Origin of the sequence: Paenibacillus doosanensis (assembly GCF_025060755.1) — a bacterium.
GTDB lineage: Bacteria > Bacillota > Bacilli > Paenibacillales > NBRC-103111 > Paenibacillus_S > Paenibacillus_S doosanensis.
Genome location: NZ_JANYUY010000021.1, coordinates 1 through 22,281, shown reverse-complemented (window position 1 = coordinate 22,281; position 22,281 = coordinate 1). Strand labels below are relative to the sequence as shown.

Below are 22,281 nucleotides of genomic sequence, written 5' to 3'. Positions count from 1 at the left end.
ATGAATGAACGATGGAAAATGACACTGACATCGGTTATGCTGGGCACCGCTATTATCGTGCAAGGAGGCGCGGCGCTGCCCGCAGCGGCGCTCGCGGCGGAGCCGTCCGCAACGGAGGCCGGCGAGAATGCGGCAGCGGAACCAGCTGCAACGGAGGCCGCGGCCGAGACGCCGGCGGACAATCATTTGACGGAGAATATTCAGGCCGCCGTCAAAGGGGCATCTGTGGAGTCGACGCCGGACGGGCTGCGCATCGCCGTCACGGTCAGACTGTATAACGGCGGCACGGAGAAGCAGCGCGTGCCCGATTACGAGCTGAGGGTGCAAACGGCGGACGGTCTCGATTATACCCTCGATGCCAGCTCCGATAACAAGAAGGCGCTGAAGCCCAAGGAAATCGGAGAGCTCGTCTATATGAGCGTCGTGGACAGCAAGGCGGCGATGAAGCTGGCCGGCGTCTCCTTCGTGAAGGTGGACGAATACGCCTATCCGAAGACGGAGACGACGCTGCTCGGCTTCCCGCTAGGCCCGGAAGTATGGTACGGCTCCAGCGGCAGCGCTCTTCCAACCACGCAGCTGGCATGGGGGCAAACGTTCTCCATTCCCGGCCTCAATTCCGATTTGCTCTATACGCCGGCCGGTTTGACTACGGAGAATACGGATAAGGGTCCGGTAGCGGTCGTCACGCTGTTGACGCAAAATCCCGGACTCGGACGCGAGACGGTGCCCGATTTCCGCTTGGACGTCCGCGCCGGGCAGAAAACTTTTGCGGGAGCGCGCACGGAGAAGGATGACGTAACCGTCGAAGCGGGCGAGCAGAAATATATTCATTTTGCCGTTCCGATGGAGAATAACGCGGAGCCGTCCAGCTTGATCCTCATGACTACCGATACGTTCCTGCCGGGCTCGGGCTCCGGCTCGTCTCAGACGAGCGGCGGACAAGCCGCAGCGGGCACACAGATCGATACGGGCCGTCTGGCCGTAACTTTGCCCGCTGGGGCGCAGGCTGACCCGGCCTCTACGGCAAGTTATACGTTAGGCTCGCCGATCGCCGTAGATCCGTTGTCGAAATTGATCGATCATACGCAGGTGACGCTGATGGAGCTGCATATGCAGCAAAATCCGGGAGAAGGCTACAAGACCGCCATCGGCAAGTTTGTGCTGACGAACAAGAGCGATAAGCCGGTACCGACGCCGGCTTTCGAAACCGAGCTGGTCGGCGGCGGCGGAGCTGCCTATTCCGGCGTAAGGCAGACGAACGTTGCGGCGACGCTTAACCCGGGTCTCAGCTATGTCGTAAGCTATTCGTTTAACATCCCGCAGACCGAAAGCGGAGACGGGCTCGTGCTGAAGCTGCTGGACGGCCAGACGGCGTCTCCTTACAAAATAGCGATCGCGTCGGTGCAGGCGCCGCTCCAGAAGGAAAGCGACGATAATACGCTCCATCTGTACCCTTACGATATTCATTTGACGGATTGGACGGTCGGCACGAACTATGGAACGACGACGGCATCTTATTCTTATAAAATGAAGTTGACGCTCGACATGAAACAAGCGGAGAACGTGGTCGTCGATCAAAATTTCTCCAAGCTTCATTTCGAGGTCGTAGACAAGCTAGGACGGGTGCTGGGCACGGCGGACGGCAGCTTCACGGGAAGCCAGAAGCTCGTTAGCGGCACGCAGACGATTGTGACGAACAGCATTGCCAGCGAACAGTTCGAATTCCCGATTACTGTCAATATGTACGAAGTTATCGAAACGCCTGACGGACAAGCGAAGCGGCTGCTGAAAACGTTGAGCTAGGGTGTTATCCCTCTGGGACAGTCTCTTTTAAAAGAGGCTGTCTTTTTTCTTTGTTTAGGAAATGATGCGCAGCAAATTCCTGTGGAAATCCGGGTGCTCCCCCGAAAGGAATGTCTACCCATAGAACGATCCCAGAGGAATGGTTAGACGCCGATCCAGCCTAGGCTGGATGCGGACGGAATAAGCTTCAGAGCATCACGTCACTTTTGGGGGATTTGTTCTGCGAGGGAAGTTTTGTGAGACGGGTATTCGCTTTATTTTACCAATGGTTAAATAAATCGGGCGACGACAAGCGACATGATGCGACGAAAAGGAATGGAGCGTGCGAGTAGGATGAGCCGGTTGGGCAGGGAAAGAAAAAATTTCCTTGGCGCTAAAATGCCGCAATCATCGAGGGGACGGCAACCGCACTTGTTGGGCGAGCGGTACGGCTTGGCATAAGACAGGGGAGGCTATGCGGTTAAGGCGCTGCGAAGGCCGATTTATCCATTTTGCCATTGGGATCACTCCGCGATATGCCTTCTGAATGTGATTTTAGCTGCAATAAATGCCGATCAGGGACATCTTTTGATATAAAGGAGTCATTTATCATTACCAATACCATATTGGCTTAAAAATCGAAAATGGAGAGTTATACACGATATGGGACGATAGGGAAGGAAAAAGGAGCATAGGCCGGGTAATCCCCCCATACCCTAGGACAGGAGGGATTTACTGGAAATACCCGGTGTCAGCCTGTATGACACAGCCCAAAAAACTGTGTTAGCATTATAACTGTTCGCGCGAACGAATTCTTAAGAGAGGTAGTGATGCTGCTTGAGAAGGGGTCTAGCGATGGTGCTGTTTCTAACGCTTCTCACATCAGTCGTCGGCTGCGGAAGCGCCGGGCAAGCGGGCGCCGGAGACGGCAATGCAGGCAAACAGGCGTCCGAAGCGGGCAACGATACGTTGGCTCAAGCCAAACAGAAAGGCTCGGTGACGGTGGGCTTCGCTAACGAGAAGCCATACGCCTATAAGACATCCGACGGTCAATTGACGGGAGAAGCGGTAGAAATTGCCCGGGTAGTTCTGGGCAAACTCGGTATCAACGAAATGAAAGGCGAATTAACGGAATTCGGATCATTAATCGGGGGCCTTCAAGCCAAACGGTTCGACATGATTACGGCCGGCATGTTTATTAATCCTCAGCGCTGCCAAGCGGTTCTCTTCGCTAATCCGGAGTACAGTATCGGAGAAGCTATCGCGGTTCAGGAAGGCAATCCCCACAAGCTCCGCAGTTATCAAGACATCGCCAACAACAAAGAGGCCAAAGTGGCCGTTATGACCGGTGCGATCGAGATCGGTTATTTGGAAAAATCGGGCGTCGCCAAAGAGCAGATGGTGCTCGTGCCCGATCAGGCGTCGGCTTTGAACGCTCTTCAAGCCAACCGGGCGCAAGCGGTAACGATGACCGGGCCTGCGCTGCAGGCGATGCTGGATTCGGCCAATGACAGCAAGCTCGAACGCGTCGCCGATTTCGAGCAGCCGCTTATCGATTCCAAGAGTGTCAGGGGATACGGCGCAACGGCGTTCCGTCCCGAAGACAAGAGCTTCCAGGAAGCGTTTAACGCCGAGCTGAAGAAGTTGAAGGATTCCGGAGAGCTGCTCGAAATTTTGCAAAAATTCGGATTTACGGAACAGGAGCTTCCCGGCGACATGACATCCGAAGCGCTCTGCAAGGAGCAGTAGCATGGTAACCTCATGGACGCAGTTCATCCCGCTGCTGGCGGAAGGAGCGAAGGTGACGATTGCGATCGCCTTCATCTCCTCGGCGGTTGCGATGGCGGTCTCGCTGCTGATCGGCTTGTGCAGACTGTCCAGGTTTAGGGCGGTAAGAGCGGTATCTGCGGTGTATGTGGAATTTTTCCGGGGCAGCTCGCTGCTTATTCAGCTGTTCTGGATCTATTTCGCGCTTCCGTTCATCGGAATCGAGCTGCCGAAATTCGCTGCGGCCGTCGTCGCCTTCGGGCTGAACTACGGCGCGTACGGCTCCGAAATCGTCAGAAGCTCCATTCAGGCGATTCCCAAGGGGCAATGGGAGGCCTGCACGGCCTTGAATATGAAGCCATGGCAGACGATGAAAACGATTATTTTGCCGCAGGCGTTTCTAAGAATGCTGCCTCCGTTCGGCAATTTGCTCGTCGAGCTGATCAAAGGCACGTCGCTCGTCTACTTCATCACGCTGGCCGACTTAACGTATCAGGCTATGGTGCTGCGCAACAATTACATCTCCTGGTCGCCGGTCATTATGGTGCTGCTGCTTCTGATGTATTTTGCCATCGCTTCGCTCGTCTCGTTCGGGGTACGGCTGGCCGAACGTAAAATGGCGGCGGGAAGGATGTAAGGTAAGCATGTGGAACTGGGACTACGCAATGCAAATATTGCCCGAGCTGCTGCGGGCATTGAGGATGACGGTGCTCGCGACATGCTGCGGCTTCGCGCTCTCCTGCTTCGGCGGTCTGCTGCTGGCAATGGCCTCGGCCTCCCGCTGGGCCGTGATATCCGCGGTCTCGCGGGGAGTGGTGAGCTTTATCCGCAACACGCCGCTGCTCGTGCAAATTTTTTTCCTGTATTATACGCTGCCCAAAGTCGCCAACATCTCATTGTCTGCTTTTGCCGTAGGGATTATTGGACTTGGGCTTCATTACAGCACGTACATGTCCGAGGTGTACCGCTCCGGTATCGAGGCGGTGCCCAAAGGGCAGTGGGAGGCGGCGGTCGCTTTGAATTTTCCGAAGGCGAAAACATGGATGACGGTCATCCTGCCGCAAGCGATACCGCCCGTCATTCCCGTAATGGGGAATTATCTCTTGGTGATGTTCAAGGAAACCCCGGTTTTGTCTGCGATTACGTTGGTCGAAATGCTGCTGACCGCCAAAAATATCGTCTCCGAATCGTATCGCGTATTCGAGCCTTACACGATGGTCGGCGTCTTGTTCCTGATCGTCAGCTATCCAGCCTCGCTGCTCATTCGCGCCTTGGAGAAGCGGCTTACGCTTCAGCCGGGGCAGCGGCCGGGGAGCGGACGGGGGCAGGCCGGGAGGAGCGCCGAGAAGGCGGTGGGCTCATAAAGCAGCTAGGACAACGAAGGGGGGCAGGCAGAGCATGCAGCCAATAGTGAAATATTCGCAAGTAACCAAATCGTTCGGCGATCTCAAAGTGATCAAAGGCATCGATCTGGAGATGGCGCCGGGCGAGAAGCTGGCTCTGATCGGTCCGAGCGGTTCGGGTAAGACGACGCTCGGGCGGATGCTGATGACCTTGGAGGAACCGACCTCGGGCACGATCGAGCTGGACGGCGAAGGATTGTGGCATATGCCCCGCAAGGGGGCGTTCGTGCGGGCGGACGAACGGCATCTGCACCGGATGCGCGGGAAGGTCGGTATGGTGTTCCAGCATTTTAACCTGTTCCCGCATATGACGGTGCTCCGCAACGTGACGGAAGCGCCCCGCAAGGTGCTCGGGCTGTCCAGGGAAGAGGCTGCCGAGCGGGCGGTCAGCATGCTGGGCAAGGTCGGCTTGCAGGATAAGCTGGATATGTATCCGGCCCAATTGTCCGGGGGACAGAAGCAGCGGGTGGCGATCGCCAGAGCTTTGGTCATGCGGCCGATGGTGATGGTGTTCGACGAGGTGACCTCGGCGCTGGACCCGGAGCTGGTGGGCGAAGTGCTCGAAGTCATTCGTGAAATCGCCGAGGAAGGCAGCATGGCGATGATGCTGATCACGCATGAAATGGATTTTGCCAAGGATGTCGCCGACAGGGTCATCTTCGGAGCCGAAGGAAGGATCGTCGAACAAGGTCCTCCGGAAGCGATTTTCGAAAATCCGCAAAGCGAACGGCTGCAATCGTTTCTCAAACGATTCCGTTCGTCTTGAAGGGAGGGAGAGGCTTCATGGAATCGCCTGTCATACGTTACCGCCACCCGGTCAAGGAAGACGGGGCGGCGGTGTGGAGCCTCGCGAAGCAGACGGGGGCGCTCGACGTCAATTCCGTCTACTGCTACATTTTGCTGTGCGATTACTTCAGGGACAGCTGCATCGTCGCCGAGGATGAAGCGGGCATTGCGGGCTTCGTGTCCGCATTTCGCATTCCCGGCAAGCCGGACCGCTTGTTCGTATGGCAGATCGGCGTCGCGCCGGACCGGCAGAGAAGAGGCATTGCCAAACAGCTGCTGCGGGAGCTGTTCTCATCGCCCTGCTGCGAAGGCGTCCGCTATGCGGAGACGACGATCAGCCCCTCGAATCGGGCTTCGCAGGCGCTGTTTCTGGCCGTTGCTGAGGAACGGGGAGTCGAGGTTCAGCTAACCGAAGGATATCCGGCTTCGATGTTCTCCGAAGGGCAGCAGCACGAGGATGAAATATTGTTCGTATTGGGGCCGAAATCAGCCCCGGGCATATAGCCGCAGATTCACAGTTATAAAAAGAACCGCACACAGGGAGGAAAACCGATGAAAACGCTAACGCTGGAAAAGCCCTCTATGCACGTATTCGAAGAGATGGAATCCGAGGTTCGCAGTTACTGCCGAAGCTTTACAACGGTTTTCGACAAAGCCAAAAACGCCAGGCTATGGGATAAAAACGGCAATGCATATATCGATTTTTTTGCCGGAGCGGGAGCGTTGAATTACGGTCATAACAATGAACGCATTCGCGGCAAACTGCTTGATTATATGCTGAAGGACGGCGTCACGCATAGTTTGGATATGGCGACAAGCGCCAAAGAGCGGTTTTTAACGAGATTTAACGACGTTATTTTGAAGCCCCGGGGGTTGAGCTATAAGGTTATGTTCCCGGGTCCGACCGGAACGAACGCGGTAGAGAGCGCGCTGAAGATCGCGCGGAAAGTAACGGGGCGGTCCACGGTTATCTGCTTTACGAACGCCTTCCACGGCATGAGCCTCGGTTCCTTGGCCGTCACCGGCAACTCATTCAAACGCAAGGGCGCGGGAGTGGAGCTGAGCCACTCTGTCTTTATGCCGTATGACGGCTACTTCGGCCCGGATGTCGACACCGTGAAGTATATGGAGAAGCTGCTGGACGATCCGGGAAGCGGCGTCGACCTGCCGGCCGCCGTCATCCTGGAGACGGTTCAGGGCGAAGGCGGACTGAATGCGGCGAGCCCGGCTTGGCTCAAAAGTATGGAAGCCTTGTGCCGAAGCAAAGGCATCCTGCTGATCGTCGACGACGTTCAGATGGGCTGCGGCCGGACCGGTTCCTTCTTCAGCTTCGACGATACCGGATTGGAGCCGGATATCGTCTGCTTGTCCAAGTCGATCGGCGGATACGGTCTGCCGATGGCGCTTACGCTGCTGAAGCCGGACATCGACCAATGGTCGCCCGGCGAGCATAACGGCACCTTCCGCGGGAACAATCTCGCTTTTGTGGCGGCCGCCGAGGCGCTGCAGTATTGGGCGAACGACGAGTTCAGGAAGGCGATCGAGCTTAAAAGCCGAACCGTAAGGGCGGCGCTGGAGCGGATGGCAGCCCGCCATCCCGAGCTGCAGGGGGAAATTCGCGGCAGAGGGATGATTCAGGGCATTGCGTTCGCGGAAGACGGCTTGGCCGAGCGGTTATGCCAAGCGGCATTCGATAAGGGCTTGATCATGGAAACTTCGGGACCGCGCAGCGAGGTCGCCAAGCTGATGCCTCCGCTGACCATTGAAGACGGGCTGCTGGAGCAAGGGCTGCAGATTATGGCGGAAGCCATGAAAGAGCTGGCTGAACAGGCGCAGGGACAGTAATCCTTGTCCCGGTAATTTATTCGAAATAAAAGGAGCGGATCATCATGATTGTGAAGCATTTGGAGCAACTGATTCATACGGTCGACGATGTGGATACGCAGACATGGAATTCGAGAAGACTGCTGCTGCGCAAGGACGGCGTCGGCTTCTCCCTGAACGACACGATCATCAAAGCGGGGACGGAGACGCTGATCTGGTACCAGAACCATATTGAGGCGGTGTACTGCATCGAAGGCGAAGGCGAGATCGAGGTCATCGGAGGAGAGACATATCCGATCAGTCCGGGCATGCTGTATGTGCTCGACGGGCATGAGAAGCATTATTTGCGCGGCAAGACGCAGATGCGCATGCTCTGCGTGTTCAATCCCCCGCTTGTCGGGCAGGAAGTGCACGATGAGAACGGTACGTATCCTTTGCTGCCTTAACCCGCTTAACCCGCTTAAACCCGATGCCGGTCTAAGCTTGATCTAATTTTACTAAAACCTGCGAGGAGGAATATCTTATGAAAAGCACGCATCCTGCAAGCGAAGTCCAGCACGCAACGGATTTGTATCCTTCACGGATCTCCGATACGCCGTCGATTACGGAACGCCGGGACCCCGTCGTCTACTCCGCATGGTCGCCCAATTGCTCCATCACCGAGGAGCAGTCGGAATTTTACCGCCGGAACGGCTACTTGTTTATCGAATCGTTCTTTTCCCCGAGCGAGGTGCAAGGGCTGAAGGAGGAGCTGAAGCGGATGTGGGCGGCAAGCCGTGACTCGGCCGACGGAGAGGTCATACGCGAGCCGGACAGCGACGAGGTAAGATCGATCTTTAACGTTCACCGCAGCAGCGATGTGTTCGAGGCTCTCTCGGGCCATTCCCGGCTGAAGAGCATCACCGACTACATTTTGGGAAGCGAGACGTACATCCATCAATCGCGGATCAACTTTAAGCCGGGTTTTACCGGCAAAGAGTTTTATTGGCATTCCGATTTCGAAACATGGCATGTGGAGGACGGTATGCCGAGAATGAGGGCGCTCAGCTGCTCCATCGCGCTGGAGGACAATTACCATTTTAACGGCCCGCTGATGGTCGTGCCCGGCTCGCAGATGGATTACGTCTCCTGCGTCGGACGGACGCCGGACAATCATTATGAGAAATCGCTGCGCCGGCAGCAGTACGGCGTGCCCGACCACGATAGTTTGGCTGAGCTCGTGCAGCGCTACGGCATCGATACGCCGGTAGGCAAGGCAGGATCGATCGTTTTGTTCGATTGCAACATTATGCACGGCTCGAACAGCAACATTACGCCGATGCCTAGAAGCAATGTTTTCATCGTCTATAACAGCGTGGAGAACAAGCTGCAGCCGCCATACTCGGGACAGCCGCCGCGACCGGAATTTATCGCTGCCCGCGAAGACTAGGCACGATCCAATTTGACTCATCCACTTTCGTAGTGTATGATAGTACTACGCTTAATTTCCGGTTTATGGAACCGGGAAGCGGGGGAACCATTATTTGGGGCGAATCAGTAACGATTGTAGGGAACCATCTTTCCCGAGCCCGGCAGCTAACCTCGTCAGCAGTGGATGGGTCAAGTTATTATTTATGCATGAAATTGCATTCATTGACCCGTGGAAATCGGGTCTTTTTGCATATGAGGACCCGAGGCTAGAGCCAGGAGGAGAACCATGCAGCGCTTACGGCTTGCATGTTCCGAATGGAGCACGGGTCTTTTTTGAATGCAATTTTATACATAAATTAACTTTTCAGTTCATTCATGGAATTATCGTTTGCGCTGAATGTAAGCAGCAAGCCGGCGCAGACGAAGCTGACGCAAGCTTATTCATACCGCGTGGAAGGAGGGAGTACAAGGAGGCGTAAGCAGGAGCAGGTTAGCAGACTGGCTTTATCGGACCGGAGCCGCAGAAGGATATGCAAGCGTTTACCTTGATATTCCGCTAATGACGCCGATTCCCCATAACCAATCTGTCATTTCAAGGAGGATACTCTATGCCGCAGCCGAAATATTTGACCGATATTGACAAAATCCTGGAGATTCCCGAGCAGGAGAGAAAAAAGCTTAAGCAAATAACGGAGAAGTTCGTGTTTCGCGTAAACGATTATTACTTGAACCTGATCGATTGGAGCGATCCCAACGATCCGATCCGCAAGCTGGTCATCCCCAATGAAGGCGAGCTTTCCGAATACGGGCGCTGGGATGCGTCCGACGAAGATACCAACTATGTGGTGCCGGGCTGTCAGCATAAATACAAGACGACGGCGCTGCTCATCGTATCCGAGGTGTGCGGGGCGTACTGCCGTTACTGTTTCCGCAAAAGATTGTTCCGCAACGATGTCAAGGAAGCGATGTCGAACGTCGATCCCGGGCTTCAATATATCGAGAACCACCCCGAAATCAATAACGTGCTTCTGACCGGAGGGGACAGTCTGATTCTCGGAACGCCCAAGCTGCGCGGTATACTGGAGCGGCTTAGAGCGATCGAGCATGTTCAGATCATCCGGCTCGGCTCGAAGATTCCGGTGTTTAATCCGATGCGGATTTACGAGGACGAGGCTCTTCTGGAGACGATCCGCGAGTTTTCCACCGCCAACAAGCGCATTTATGTGATGGCGCACATCAATCATCCGCGAGAAATTACGCGCGAGGCGAAGCTCGGCTTCGAGGCGCTGCATCAGGCAGGAGCCATCGTCGTTAACCAGACGCCGGTCTTGCGCGGAATCAATGACGACCCGGCCGTGCTCGGCGAATTGCTCGACAAGCTGTCCTGGGCCGGCGTAACCCCGTATTATTTCTTCATCAACCGCCCCGTTGCCGGCAACCGCGATTTCGTGCTGCCGCTGCAGGAAGTGTACCGAATCGTAGAAGGCGCCAAGGCCAGAACTTCCGGCCTCGGCAAACGAATCCGCCTGTCCATGAGCCACACTTCGGGCAAAATCGAAATTTTGGCTATCGAGAACGGCAAGGCTTATCTCAAATACCATCAGTCGCGGGACGATGAATACGGCAAATTTATGGTGCTCGATTGCCCCGAAGACGCCGCTTGGTTTGACGATCTTCCCGGCAGCGAACGCTTCTGGAAGCGTCCGAAGAAACGGACCGACGACGTCGTATCGGTCAACGAGCTTCCCGATATGCCGCGGGCGCAAACGCAGACGCGCGGCGTTATGCAAGCGTAACCCTTCCTGCCCGCGCCGCGGTCATGGCGGGACGGCCCTCTCCTCCTGCCGCACAGCCGCAGGCGCTTACAGAGAAGCGAGAATCCCGGACGGATCATCGTTTGGGCAGCAGCTTCACGTAGTCATCGGACATTTTCATCAAGTTCATAATATAGTCGAAGTCGCTTCGGTACGGCTGAATGTTGGCCGGAGCCAGCGTGCGAAGCGTGACGGCCGTACCGTCGTCGAACGCCTTGCCCGGTTGGAACATAATGATGTTGTTGAAGAAGGAGCCTGTCGGCATATAATATCTCATCCCGAGCACATTATGGCGCATATTCAGCAAATCCTGCCCGAAATGAAGGAATTGCTGCTGCTGCAGCGAAATGCCGAGCAGGTTGGTTATCGTCGGCATAATGTCGAGCTGCCCGCCCACCTGGTTCACCACTTGGGGGGCCGTTTGCCCGGGAACATGGATGAACAGCGGGATGTTGAAGCGGGAGATTACCGGATGGTACGTCATTCCGAGCTGCTCGCTCAGCTCCTTCGGATCGTTGTCCTCCGGCTGCAGGCCGAAATGATCGCCGTAAGCGACGAATATCGTGTTATCCCATATGCCGGCCGCCTTCAGACGGTCGATAAACGTGCCGACGGCATAGTCGGTATAATTGACGGACAGCAAATAATCGCCGAGCTGTTTGCCTTCGAGATCGGCCGGGATCGTCATTTTGCGGCGATCGTTCGGAATCTTGAACGGAAAGTGGCTGGATACCGTAATAAACTGGGCATAGAACGGTTTGCCCTGCTTGTGCAGCTCGCTTAGCTTTTCTGCCCCGACACGGAACAATTCCTCGTCCGATGCTCCGAAGGAGTTGAAGAAGTCGTTGTTGTAATAGGGCTTGTCGTAGTAATGGGTGAAGCCGAGCGCCGGATACAGCTTATACCGGTCCCAGAAATGAACCTCGTTTACGTGAAACGTATCGGCTTCATAGCCGATCGCTTCGAGCAGACGGGGCAAACTGGGCAGCACGCGGTCGCCGTAACCGGTCGACATCGGAATCGTCCCTGTCGGATAAATCGACGTGTTGGACATGAATTCGGCATCGGACGTATTCCCTTGGCCGATCTGCTGGAAAATGTGAGGGAAATAGTAGCTTTCGGCAGCCAGCTTGTTCAATACGGGCGTAACCTCCTGACCGTGGAAGTTAAGATGGATCGGGAAGTTCTGGAACGCTTCCAACTGCACGACGATCACATTTTTCCCCTGCTGAGAGCCGAAATATTTTGGCGTTTCTCCGGCGTTCGGATTGTATCCGTAGCTCGCTTCATAATCGCTTACGACATTCAAAGCTTCCGATGTGGTGCTGAAGTTGGTCGTTTTTCTGCCTTTAATGCTATTGGCCAAAACCGACGCTTCATAGTTGAGCAGCCCCAACTGATTGGCGCGAACCAGCTCGTTGACGATGCCGAGGTTCAGCTTGATGAAGACGGCGCAGACGATGAGGCAGGCGGCCGTCACGGCGATGACCGCATACTTGCGCAAAGCGACGGCAAGCAGGATATGAGCCCCGCTGCGTCTAAAAACAAGCCATAACAAAAAAAACACGGCAAAATCAAGGAAAAATAAATAATCCGCAAGCCGGATCGTCGCCTTGACGCTGGAGGAAATCTGCAAAACTTGTTTGATCTCCAAAACGGAGGTATAGGTAATAACGGAGCCGAAATGCTCGAAATAGAGCGTAGCGGCAAAAAAGATCAGCGACATCACCGCATTAACAATCCAGTAGGCGGTTTTCTTGGCCGGATAACGGAATAACAGCTCGACGCATCCTGACAACACGGCAAGACTGGCGAGATCGAGCAGCCACCAGGAAACGATCACTTCGTCGAATAAAAAATATCTCAGCAGGGCGACCTTGACCCACAGCAGCAAAGTAATGATAATATAAGGACTTCTCCATATCCGAACCCAGCTTGCTTCCATTATAGACCCCCATTTTGTTTTGAACGTTCTATCTAAAAGCGAGATGAAAAAGTCCGCTGCGGCGCCCATTTGGTCTTCCAATAACTGTTGAAACCGGATTTTTGGAGTGTCGTCTCCTTTTTCTATGGACAAAATCCGTTTTCAAAGGCGAGCGCTAACGCTTTTCCAGCTTCAAATGGCCCCTCCGCTCTTTTTTCACCACGCTTCTCATGCTTCTATACATTCATTTACCAAATAAGCGGATATTAAACATTGCGATTAGTTCTCCGCAGCGCAAGCCTTCCGCCTTACTCCCGAGCTTTCCAAATCGGCCGGCTTGCTGTATACTACAGAAACATACGTTCCCTTTGGTGGAGGTGAGACTTGTGTTTCTGAAAAGCGTGGAAATTTTAAGAAGCCGGTTTCCGCAACCGGCGGAATATCCGTTCTCGATTCCTGTGCTGCGGGATGCCGGCACGATCGCTTTGAACGGCAACGTGACGTTTTTCGTCGGAGAGAACGGTTCGGGCAAGTCGACGATTTTGGAGGCGATCGCCTATCAATGCGGCTTCAATACGGCCGGAGGCGGGAGAAACAACACGTACGAAGTGGAAGCTTCCGGAGCTTCGCTCGGAGATTATATGCGGCTGTCCTGGATGCCTAAAGTGACGAACGGTTTTTTTCTGCGCGCGGAGACGTTCTATCATTTTGCCACCCATATTGACAAGATGCCGGAGAGCCTTAAATATTACGGAGGTCGTTCCTTGCATAAGCAATCGCACGGAGAAGCGTTTTTGTCGTTGTTCCGGCACCGGTTCGGCAAAAAAGCGATCTATTTGCTCGACGAGCCGGAGGCCGCGCTGTCTCCAGCCCGTCAATTGGCGCTGCTGCGCATTATCAAAGATTTGGAGAAAGACGCGCAATTTATTATCGCGACCCATTCGCCGATTCTGCTCGGTTATCCGAACGCGCAAATCTGGAATTTCGACAGCTCGCCGCTGGAAGAGATCCGTTACGAGAACACGCTGCATTATATCGTCACCCGAAGATTTTTGGAAAACCGGAAGGCGGTTTTGGCCGAGCTGTTCGAGGATTGACGCTAATATCGGGCATATTTTAAGGAAAACATAACCTTCCTTTCAGGTGATTTTAAGCATCGTTCTGTATTATAGACAGTGACCCCCCTTAATATAGATTTGCGACCCGCAGTCCATGGCTGCGGGTCGCACTCGTTTTATATAGACCGCATATCCCCATGATGCCTCCCCAAAAGGTTTGAAAATAGTTCAACCTTTTGAGCCCCTCGGACCTCCTCTATAATTAGCAGTAATCCCACTCGCAAATCAATTGGCAGGAGGCATCAGTCATAATGAGAATCATTTATTTGGACATCGACTCGCTGCGGCCGGATCATATGGGCTGCTACGGGTATCACCGGAATACGACGCCCAACATCGATGCGATCGCCGCGCAAGGCGTCCGCTTCAACGATTGCTACTGCGCTTCATCACCTTGCGTGCCGTCGCGGGGCAGCTTCATTTCCGGCCGGTTCGGCATTCATCACGGCGCGCTTACGCACTGGGGACCCGGGGGAGAATTCCAATATCCCGAAGGGGACGGACACAGCAAGGAAATCCCTTTTTTCACCCGTTATTTGCGTGAAGCAGGAATGAAAACGGTTACGTTTTCGACCTTCGGCGACCGTCACCATGCTTGGTGGTATTTTGCCGGATGGAATGAAGTGCACACCCATTCGCTAAAAGAAGGCAACGAAAACGCCGACGAAGTGAACGCTTCGGTCATTCCGTGGCTGCGGCAGCACGGCAAGGAAGACAATTACTTCCTGCACATTCAATATTGGGACCCGCACACGTTCTATACGTATCCGATCGAGTATATGGAGCAGTGGAAGGATTCGCCGGCTAAGGCGTTCCCGGATGAAGCGGCGATTGCCGCGCAGCAGGAACACAGCTTTCCGCGATCCGCGCCGTTCCTGCATTGGGGGGATAAATATCCGGCGACGATGCCGGGGCAGATCGCAAACCGCAGCGATTTCAAGCATGCGGTCGACGGCTACGACGGCGGCATCAGCTACATGGATAAGCATGTCGGAGAGCTGCTGGAGACGCTGAGGGAGCTCGGCATCGAGGATGAGGTATGCTTCATTATCAGCGCCGATCATGGCGAATCGATGGGAGAGCAAGGAATTTATGCCGAACATGCAAGCGCTACCGAAGCGGTGCATCATCTGCCGTTGATCATCAAGGCTCCGGGGATGGAGAACAAGGGAACGGCCATCGACGGGTTCGTCTACAATGTCGACGTCATAGCGACGATAGCGGAGATGGCCGGGCTCAAAGTACCGTCGGGCTGGGACGGTCAGTCGTTCCTTCCGGCGCTGCATGGCGAGCATTGGCAGGGACGCGACTATCTGGTGATGGATCACGCTCTGTACGTATGCCAGAGGGCGGTTCGGGACGAGCGCTGGTATTTTATCCGCACGTATCATCCGGGATTGTATCTGCATTTTGACGAAGTGACGCTCTATGACATGATCGCCGATCCGAACCAGACGACGAATGTAGCCGACCGGCATCCCGAGATCGTGAAAGAAATGGATCACCGGCTGTCCCAGTGGCAGCATGAGCAGGCCCGCAAGCCGGGCTATAAGGTCGATCCGATGCAGAAGGTGATCGAAACGGGCCCTTGGAAATATCTGAGCGCCAACGATTGGGTGCGGCGGCTGAATCAGAAGGGCTGGAAGGAAGCCGCCGAGAAGCTGCGGAGCACCTACAGCAGAGAAGCCGTGCAGCCGGCATACGACGGATAAGGAGGACAACGACCATGAAAAAGATGCCGCACTCCCTGCTTACGGCCGTCTCGATCGTTATCGGGATCGTGCTCTGGTATATCTTGTCGGCCATTCCGGCGATTGGAGCCATTATTACCAATCCGACCATTGTCGTCAAAACCTTCATCTCCGAAACGGCGAGCGGACGCATGTGGACGAATGTAGGCGCAAGCTTGTTCCGGGTTCTCGGCGGCTTCTCGCTCGGACTGATCGTAGCGATACCGGTCGCTTTCCTGATGGGCTGGTACAGCGTCGTCCGCTCCGTAGTGGAGCCATGGATTCAGTTTTTCCGGACAATTCCGCCGATCGCCCTCATTCCGCTCGTTATCGTAGCGCAGGGGGTTGGAGAATCGGCCAAAGTGACGGTTATCTTCGTTTCGACCTTCCTGGTTATGGTCATTTCGATCTTCCAGGGCGTCCGCAACGTGGACCCGACCTTAATCCGCGCTTCGCGGGTGCTGGGAGCAAGAGATAGAGATATTTTCTTCGAAGTCATCGTACCGGCATCGTTTCCCTATATTCTTGTCGGCGTAAGACTCGGTCTTGCCGCCGCGTGGACGACGCTGGTGGCGGCGGAGCTGACGGGAGCGAACAAGGGGCTCGGCAATATGATTATGGAAGCGAGCCTCTACTTCCGGATGGAAGTCGTCATTCTCGGCATTATCGTCATCGGCATCATCGGCTTGGCCATGGATAAGTTCGTTCTCTTCTTGGAAAGGAGGCTAACCGGATGGCAGGAAGTACGCAACGCCTAGAGATCGCGAAGGCTCAGCAGGAGCAGAGCCGTCCCAAGATTGAAATCAGCGGATTGTCCAAAATTTATAAAGGGCGCAGCGGCGACGTGACCGCGCTGCAAAACACCGATCTGACCATTCATCAGAACGAGTTCGTCTGCGTCGTCGGCCCGAGCGGCTGCGGCAAAACGACGCTGCTCAACATTATCGCCGGTCTCGAAGAGGCGACCTCCGGCTCGGTGAAGGTCGACGGGGTGGAAGTCAAGGGGCCGGGCAAAGAACGGGGCGTCGTCTTCCAGCAGTATGCGCTGTTCCCGTGGAAGACGGTGCTGAAAAACGTCGAATTCGGATTGAAGCTGCGCGGCCTTAGCAAGCATGAGCGGAAGGAGACGGCGGAGAAATATTTGGAGATCGTCGGGCTGAAGGATTTCGCCCACGCTTATCCGAAGGAGCTGTCCGGCGGGATGAAGCAGCGCGTGGCGATTGCCAGAGCTTACGCGGTGCAGCCGGAGGTGCTGCTGATGGATGAACCGTTCGGCGCGCTGGACGCCCAGACGCGGGCGCAGCTGCAGGAAGAGCTGCTCAAGACGTGGCAGACGGAGAAAAAAACCTGCTTCTTCATCACGCATGATGTCGAGGAAGCCGTCATTTTGGCCCAGAAGGTGATCATCATGAGCGCCAGACCGGGACGGATCAAGGAAATTATCGACGTCGACATTCCTTACCCGCGGGATCAGGCGACGAAGCTGGACGAGCGGTTCGTGCAAATCAAGAACGAGATCTGGTCCAAGGTGTATCGCGAATACCTGGAAGTGGCAAAATAGTCTCATATTTAAAGGAGAGATTCTTATGGTTCGCAAGTCGAAATTATCGCTTAAGCTTCCTATCGCCGCCATTATGCTCAGCATCCTGCTCGTGCTGGCCGCCTGCTCCTCGGGCGCCCCGAGCGGCGGAGGCGGCGCCGCCTCTCCGGCCCAGACGCCGGAGCCGAACAAACCGGCAGGCAAGCTGCCTACGATCAATGTAGCTTATATGCCGGATATGAACGGCGCGACTCCGATCGTCATCGGCGAGGAGAAAGGTTATTTCAAGGAAGCCGGAATCAACGTCAACGCCGTGAAATTTTTAAGCGGCCCGCCGGAATTCCAGGCGATGGCTTCGGGCGATATCGATATCGCTTACATCGGACCGGGAGCTACGTTCCTGGCGGCGCAGGGCAAAGGGCATATTATCGATATCGTCAGCTTAGGCAAGAGCGACATGGTGTTCGCCACCAAGAAATCGGGCATTAAAGAATGGAAAGACCTGAAAGGCAAGACGGTCGGCGTGCCGAAAGGAACGTCAGGCGAAATGGTACTGAACCTCGGTTTGGAAAAAGGCGGTTTGAAGCCGAGCGATGTGAACATTGTCAATATGGACGTAGCCGGTGCGGTTTCCGCGTATGTCGCCGGCAAGGTGGACGCGGTGGCGATCTGGTCGCCGTATACGCAGGAGATCGAGAAGCAGGTCGGCAAAGAAAATATGGTGAAGCTGGGCGATAACAGCGACTTTTTCCCGGACTATATATTCCCGGCCAGCTGGGTTGTGAATCCGAAGTTTTTCCAGGAGAAGCCGGAGCTTGTGCAGCAATTTCTGAAAGCGATCGCACAGACGACCGACTACAAATTGAAAAACAAGGACGAAGCGATCAAAATGACCGCCGCCTATACGCAGGTTCCCGAAGAATCGTTGAAGCTGCAGCTGGACTCGCTCGAATGGCTGGATAATAAACGGGTGGCCGATGCGTTCAAGGACGGAACGGCGAAGAAATGGTATGAAAATCTGGAGAAGCTGTTCGTACAGAACGGCAGCCTGAAGGAAGTCGTGCCGGCGGATCAGTTCATCGTCACCGATCCGTTCCTCAAAGCGACGAGCCAATAATCGGCGTCATCATGGAAAAAGCCAGTGGAAGGGATGACCTTCCGCCGGCTTTTTGTCTTTTACTCTTCCGAAAGACTGCTTTCCTTCAAAATGACGTCATGCGCTCCGCCTTCGACAAGGCTTGTCGCCGAAACGAGCGTAATCCGCGCGACGAGCTGCAGCTCCTCAATGCTGGTGGCGCCGCAGTTGCACATCGTCGATTTGATTTTGCCGATCGTCTTGTCGAGATTTTCCTGCAGGCTGCCCGCATAAGGCACGTACGAATCGACGCCTTCCTCGAACAAGAGACCGCTCTTGCCGCCGGTATCGTACCGCTGCCAGTTGCGCGCCCGGTTCGAGCCCTCGCCCCAGAACTCCTTGACGAAGTTGTTGCCGACTCTCAGCTTGCGGGTCGGGCTTTCGTCAAAGCGCGCGAAATAGCGGCCCATCATAACGAAATCCGCGCCCATGGCCAGCGCCAGCGTAATATGGTAGTCGTGCACGATGCCGCCGTCCGAGCAGATCGGCACGTAGATGCCCGTTTCCTTGAAGTATTGATCCCTCGCTTCGACGACCTCCATCACGGCGGAAGCTTGACCGCGCCCGATGCCCTTCTGCTCGCGGGTGATGCAGATCGATCCGCCGCCGATGCCGACCTTGACGAAATCGGCTCCCGATTCGACCAGATACAGGAAGCCTTCGCGGTCGACGACGTTGCCGGCGCCGATCTTCACGTCGAAGTTTTCCTTGACGTACTGCACCGTTTCGCGCTGCCATTCGCTGTAGCCGTCCGACGAATCGATGACGAGCGCGTCTACGCCGGCTTCGACGAGCGCAGGCACGCGTTCTTTGTAGTCTTTGGTATTGATGCCGGCGCCGACGATATAGCTTTTGTTGGCGTCCAGCAGCTCAAGCGGATTTTCCTTGTGGGCGTCGTAATCTTTGCGGAATACGAGGTAATCGAGGCATTGCCGCTCATCCACGATAGGCAGACAGTTCAGCTTATGCTCCCAGATGAGATCGTTGGCCTCGGATAGCGTAATGCCGGATTGGCCGTAAATCAGCGAGGCGAAGGGGGTCATGAAGTCGCGGATCGGCTTGTCTTGCGAATCGCGGCTGATCCGGTAGTCGCGGCTCGTTACGATGCCGAGCAGCTTGCCCTTGGCGGTGCCGTCTTCCGTGACGGCGACGGTGGCATGGCCGGTCTGCTCTTTGAGCGCCAGCACGTCGGCGAGCGTATGCTCCGGAGTCAGGTTGGAGCGGCTGACGACGAAGCCGGCTTTGTAGCCTTTGACCTTGCGGACCATTGCGGCCTGATCCGCGACCGACTGCGAGCCGAAGATGAACGAGATGCCGCCGCAGCGGGCGAGGGCGATAGCCATGCCGTCGTCGGATACGGCCTGCATGACGGCGGAGGAGAACGGGATATTGAGCGAAATTGCCGGCGCTTCCCCTTGCTTGTACTTGACCAGAGGCGTCTTCAGGCGAACGTTCGCCGGAGTGCACTCCTTGGTCGTCAAATTCGGAATTAACAGAAATTCGCTGAACGTGCGGGACGGTTCCAAATAATACGTAGCCACTTCATTGATTCCCCCTTGGATCGTTTTTGGACAGGCTCGACAAGTAAATTTTTTCAATCTTATCATTGAACCTCGCCTGGGGTCAATGGCTTTTTCGGGACGATTTCAGCTTCCGCCGCGCACTTTATGAATGAGCTGCTGCACGTTCAGATCGCGCAGCATCGCCGTCACTTCCTTGGATCGCTTCTTGTTGAATTTTTTGAGGATCATGTTGATCTGCGATTTGATCGTCGACAGCTCGACCTGCCGGTATTTGGCGATTTCCGCGACCTTCATGTCCTTAAGCAGCAGCTCGAGAATTTCCAGCTCGGTCGGAGTCATCTGCGACAAAATAATCGTCGCCTTCAGCAAGCTCTCCTCGTTGCGGCGGATGCGGGAAAACTCGTTCTTGATCTTATACGAAAATTCCGGCCGGATCAGGACGATGCCGTCGTAAGCGTTGCGGATGCTGCTTATGATCTCCTCGGGCGAACTGGTCTTCAGCACGTAATCGACGGCCCCCGTCTCGAAGGCGTTGAACACCGTCTCGTCATCCTCGTGAACGGTCAAAAATACGATTTTCATATACGGGTACTGCAGCAGCACCTTCTGCGCCGTAATAATGCCGTCATGCTTCATATCCATCTCGATGTCCATCACAATGATGTCCGCCTGCTTCTCCTGCAGCAGCTGCAGCACCTGCTTGCCGCTCGATGCCTGCGCTACGATCTCCATATCGCGTTCCCGCGAGATCAGCTCGCAGAAATGATCCCTCAGCACGTCGAGATCCTCCGCCACAATGACCCGAATCGGTGTCGTCATCGTCCCATTCATCTCCCCTGTTTTAAGGTTTAAGCACATACAGCGGCAAAATCACCTGAAAGACGCTGCCTTCGCGCCGCTTGCTCTCCACATGTATCCGGCCGTAATGGCCCATCACGACATGCTTGCTGTAAGACAAGCCGATACCCCAGTTTTTCGTCGTGTTTTTGCTTGTGTAAAAAGGATCGAAGATCGCCTCCAGCAGCTCCGGCTCAATGCCGGGTCCGTTATCGATAATCTGGATGATGACCCAGCTCTCTTCGACATAGCCGTGCACGCGAACCAAGCCTCGCTTCTCCTCGTCGATCGCTTCGACCGCATTAATGAGCAGATTGTACAGCGCTTCGGACAAATGCTCGACATCGGCCAGCACCATCGCCTCTTCCGGAGGCAGCTCCGTCTCCAGCGCGATATGGGGAGGAAGCGCGGTAAGCCGCTCCAGCGTAAGGCCGATCAGCGTTCGAACGGATACCGCCCGCAGCTGCAGCTGATTCGTCTTGAACGAGTTGTACAGCTGGTCGAGCCTGCCGAGCGTATGCGTGACGATATCGCCAGCTTTGTTCAGCGTCTCTTGCGGGCCGTTCGAGGCGCCCTCTTGCCCGGCAGCCGCAGCCGTCTGCTGCTTGGCCTGCTGGATGAGCAGCTGAATCATAATCAGCTGGTTTTTGATCGCATGGGTGAAGACGCGCGCCCCCATATTGGCCGTGTTCAGCTTGCGCTGCAGCTGCAGATCGCTCTTGCCCATCGATTTCTCCACTTCCGTATAGCGCCAAATGGATAAAATGCTGATGAGCGACAGGACGCCGGTAAAGCCGATGCTGGCGTACCAGCCGAACAGCGTCAGCGGCGGATTGAAGTTGGAAAAATCGGAATAGAGCACATAATAAGTGCGCACGTCGAATACTTGCAGAGGACCCATGAATCCGAGATAAAAGTAGAAGAGCACCAGGGAAAACACGCCGTATAAAATATGCTTGCTCTGCTTCTTGACCCAAGGCACCGTCATTTTGCGGTATTTCTGAATCATCAGCGCAAGCGAGACGAGCAGCGAGACGACGAGCCAGCCGCGGGTCACCCAGCCGATCGTATAGGTGAAGCTGCGGTCGAGCGCGGTCAGCGCCCATTTGTACACAACCGGATCGTAGAAAACAATGTTGGCGAGCGGAAACAGCGTGTTGAGCGCAAAAATTTTCCACAGCTGCTTGAAAGGGCGGTAGTAGAAGAGAGTGACGGACAGTCCGATGAGACTGAAGACGAAGAGGGAACGCCCGATCGTTATCATGCGGCTGATGCCTTCGATCTTGATCGGCAGATCCAGCAGGAAGTTGCGGATGCTGTCGTTGAAGAACAGAACGATGTTCACTTTATAGTAAAACCCGCCGTATTTGGCGATAAACAGGATGAGTCCGGCCATGCTGAGAAACCAGCCTACGAGGACAAAGCCCATCCAATAGGCGGACGGATTGCGCGACTTGGTAATGAACAGCACAATGGCCGCGAGCATGAGCACTATGAGCAAGATCGTCAAGGAATTTCCCGCCTTTTGTAAGCGATGATTGGAAGTACGTCTATTTTAACATAGGGCTTGCTGAACGGGTCGCAATTTACGGCATCACGGGTAAGCGGAATGAGAGGGTCGACCAGAGCCATTGCAAAAAAGGCAAAAAGAGAACCCGGAGTCTCTTTTCGAGGTTCATGACTAGCAG

General features: G+C 55.1%; 20 protein-coding genes and 1 riboswitch. Of the genes, 15 read left to right on the top strand and 5 right to left on the bottom strand.

Annotated features, from left to right (window positions below; translation table 11 throughout):
• The 10 genes from N0M98_RS16200 to N0M98_RS16155 all read left to right on the top strand — a co-directional run bounded on the left by N0M98_RS16200 (nt 1) and on the right by N0M98_RS16155 (nt 10,768).
• Nucleotides 1-1,803, top strand: a complete 1,803-nt coding sequence (locus tag N0M98_RS16200; RefSeq protein WP_259618546.1) for a hypothetical protein — start codon at nt 1-3, stop codon at nt 1,801-1,803.
• A gap of 834 nt (nt 1,804-2,637) precedes the next feature.
• Nucleotides 2,638-3,531: an ectoine/hydroxyectoine ABC transporter substrate-binding protein EhuB gene (ehuB, locus tag N0M98_RS16195; protein WP_249865562.1), complete on the top strand. Its 894-nt coding sequence runs from the start codon at nt 2,638-2,640 to the stop codon at nt 3,529-3,531.
• 1 nt (nt 3,532) lies between these two features.
• Complete coding sequence (gene ehuC, locus N0M98_RS16190) at nt 3,533-4,186, top strand: ectoine/hydroxyectoine ABC transporter permease subunit EhuC (RefSeq protein WP_259618545.1); 654 nt, start codon at nt 3,533-3,535, stop codon at nt 4,184-4,186.
• A 7-nt stretch (nt 4,187-4,193) separates the two neighbouring features.
• Nucleotides 4,194-4,913: an ectoine/hydroxyectoine ABC transporter permease subunit EhuD gene (ehuD, locus tag N0M98_RS16185; protein WP_259618544.1), complete on the top strand. Its 720-nt coding sequence runs from the start codon at nt 4,194-4,196 to the stop codon at nt 4,911-4,913.
• A 34-nt stretch (nt 4,914-4,947) separates the two neighbouring features.
• Nucleotides 4,948-5,718, top strand: a complete 771-nt coding sequence (gene ehuA, locus N0M98_RS16180) for an ectoine/hydroxyectoine ABC transporter ATP-binding protein EhuA (protein WP_259618543.1) — start codon at nt 4,948-4,950, stop codon at nt 5,716-5,718.
• A gap of 17 nt (nt 5,719-5,735) precedes the next feature.
• Nucleotides 5,736-6,242: a diaminobutyrate acetyltransferase gene (gene ectA, locus N0M98_RS16175; protein ID WP_249865558.1), complete on the top strand. Its 507-nt coding sequence runs from the start codon at nt 5,736-5,738 to the stop codon at nt 6,240-6,242.
• A gap of 48 nt (nt 6,243-6,290) precedes the next feature.
• Nucleotides 6,291-7,583 carry a diaminobutyrate--2-oxoglutarate transaminase gene (ectB, locus tag N0M98_RS16170; RefSeq protein WP_259618542.1) on the top strand — a complete coding sequence of 431 codons (1,293 nt, stop codon included), beginning with the start codon at nt 6,291-6,293 and terminating at the stop codon, nt 7,581-7,583.
• A gap of 44 nt (nt 7,584-7,627) precedes the next feature.
• On the top strand, nt 7,628-8,008 hold the full coding sequence (locus N0M98_RS16165; RefSeq protein WP_249865556.1) for an ectoine synthase: 381 nt from the start codon (nt 7,628-7,630) through the stop codon (nt 8,006-8,008).
• 77 nt (nt 8,009-8,085) lie between these two features.
• Nucleotides 8,086-8,991, top strand: coding sequence for an ectoine hydroxylase (gene thpD / locus N0M98_RS16160; protein ID WP_259618541.1), 906 nt, complete (start codon nt 8,086-8,088; stop codon nt 8,989-8,991).
• A gap of 38 nt (nt 8,992-9,029) precedes the next feature.
• A riboswitch (cyclic di-AMP (ydaO/yuaA leader) is annotated at nt 9,030-9,167 on the top strand.
• 413 nt (nt 9,168-9,580) lie between these two features.
• On the top strand, nt 9,581-10,768 hold the full coding sequence (locus N0M98_RS16155; RefSeq protein WP_259618540.1) for a KamA family radical SAM protein: 1,188 nt from the start codon (nt 9,581-9,583) through the stop codon (nt 10,766-10,768).
• A 94-nt stretch (nt 10,769-10,862) separates the two neighbouring features.
• On the opposite strand, the gene N0M98_RS16150 is transcribed toward N0M98_RS16155, so the two are convergent.
• Nucleotides 10,863-12,731 carry an LTA synthase family protein gene (locus N0M98_RS16150; RefSeq protein ID WP_249865552.1) on the bottom strand — a complete coding sequence of 623 codons (1,869 nt, stop codon included), beginning with the start codon at nt 12,729-12,731 and terminating at the stop codon, nt 10,863-10,865.
• Nucleotides 12,732-13,096: 365 nt separating this feature from the next.
• Here N0M98_RS16150 and N0M98_RS16145 point away from each other — a divergent pair, with 365 nt between their 5' ends.
• The 5 genes from N0M98_RS16145 (at nt 13,097) to N0M98_RS16125 (ending at nt 18,215) form a co-directional block, all read left to right on the top strand.
• Nucleotides 13,097-13,807, top strand: a complete 711-nt coding sequence (locus N0M98_RS16145) for an AAA family ATPase (RefSeq protein ID WP_249865551.1) — start codon at nt 13,097-13,099, stop codon at nt 13,805-13,807.
• Between the two features lie 272 nt (nt 13,808-14,079).
• On the top strand, nt 14,080-15,540 hold the full coding sequence (locus N0M98_RS16140) for a sulfatase family protein (RefSeq protein ID WP_259618539.1): 1,461 nt from the start codon (nt 14,080-14,082) through the stop codon (nt 15,538-15,540).
• Between the two features lie 14 nt (nt 15,541-15,554).
• On the top strand, nt 15,555-16,316 hold the full coding sequence (locus N0M98_RS16135; RefSeq protein ID WP_249865549.1) for an ABC transporter permease: 762 nt from the start codon (nt 15,555-15,557) through the stop codon (nt 16,314-16,316).
• A complete protein-coding gene (locus N0M98_RS16130; protein WP_249865548.1) occupies nt 16,292-17,119 on the top strand; it encodes an ABC transporter ATP-binding protein in 828 nt (275 codons plus the stop codon). The genes N0M98_RS16135 and N0M98_RS16130 overlap by 25 nt, the downstream gene beginning before the upstream one ends.
• A 25-nt stretch (nt 17,120-17,144) precedes the next feature.
• The gene (locus N0M98_RS16125; protein ID WP_259618538.1) at nt 17,145-18,215 is read left to right on the top strand and encodes an ABC transporter substrate-binding protein; all 1,071 of its coding nucleotides are present in this window, start codon (nt 17,145-17,147) and stop codon (nt 18,213-18,215) included.
• Between the two features lie 59 nt (nt 18,216-18,274).
• Here N0M98_RS16125 and N0M98_RS16120 read toward each other — a convergent pair whose 3' ends face one another.
• The 4 genes from N0M98_RS16120 to N0M98_RS16105 all read right to left on the bottom strand — a co-directional run.
• Nucleotides 18,275-19,774, bottom strand: a complete 1,500-nt coding sequence (locus tag N0M98_RS16120; RefSeq protein WP_259618537.1) for an IMP dehydrogenase — start codon at nt 19,772-19,774, stop codon at nt 18,275-18,277.
• A 105-nt stretch (nt 19,775-19,879) separates the two neighbouring features.
• Nucleotides 19,880-20,575, bottom strand: coding sequence for a response regulator (locus tag N0M98_RS16115; protein ID WP_249865545.1), 696 nt, complete (start codon nt 20,573-20,575; stop codon nt 19,880-19,882).
• A gap of 22 nt (nt 20,576-20,597) precedes the next feature.
• A complete protein-coding gene (locus N0M98_RS16110) occupies nt 20,598-22,103 on the bottom strand; it encodes a sensor histidine kinase (protein ID WP_259618536.1) in 1,506 nt (501 codons plus the stop codon).
• A partial coding sequence (locus N0M98_RS16105; protein ID WP_259618535.1) for a hypothetical protein occupies nt 22,100-22,281 on the bottom strand: 182 nt, incomplete at its 5' end. The genes N0M98_RS16110 and N0M98_RS16105, both read right to left, overlap by 4 nt.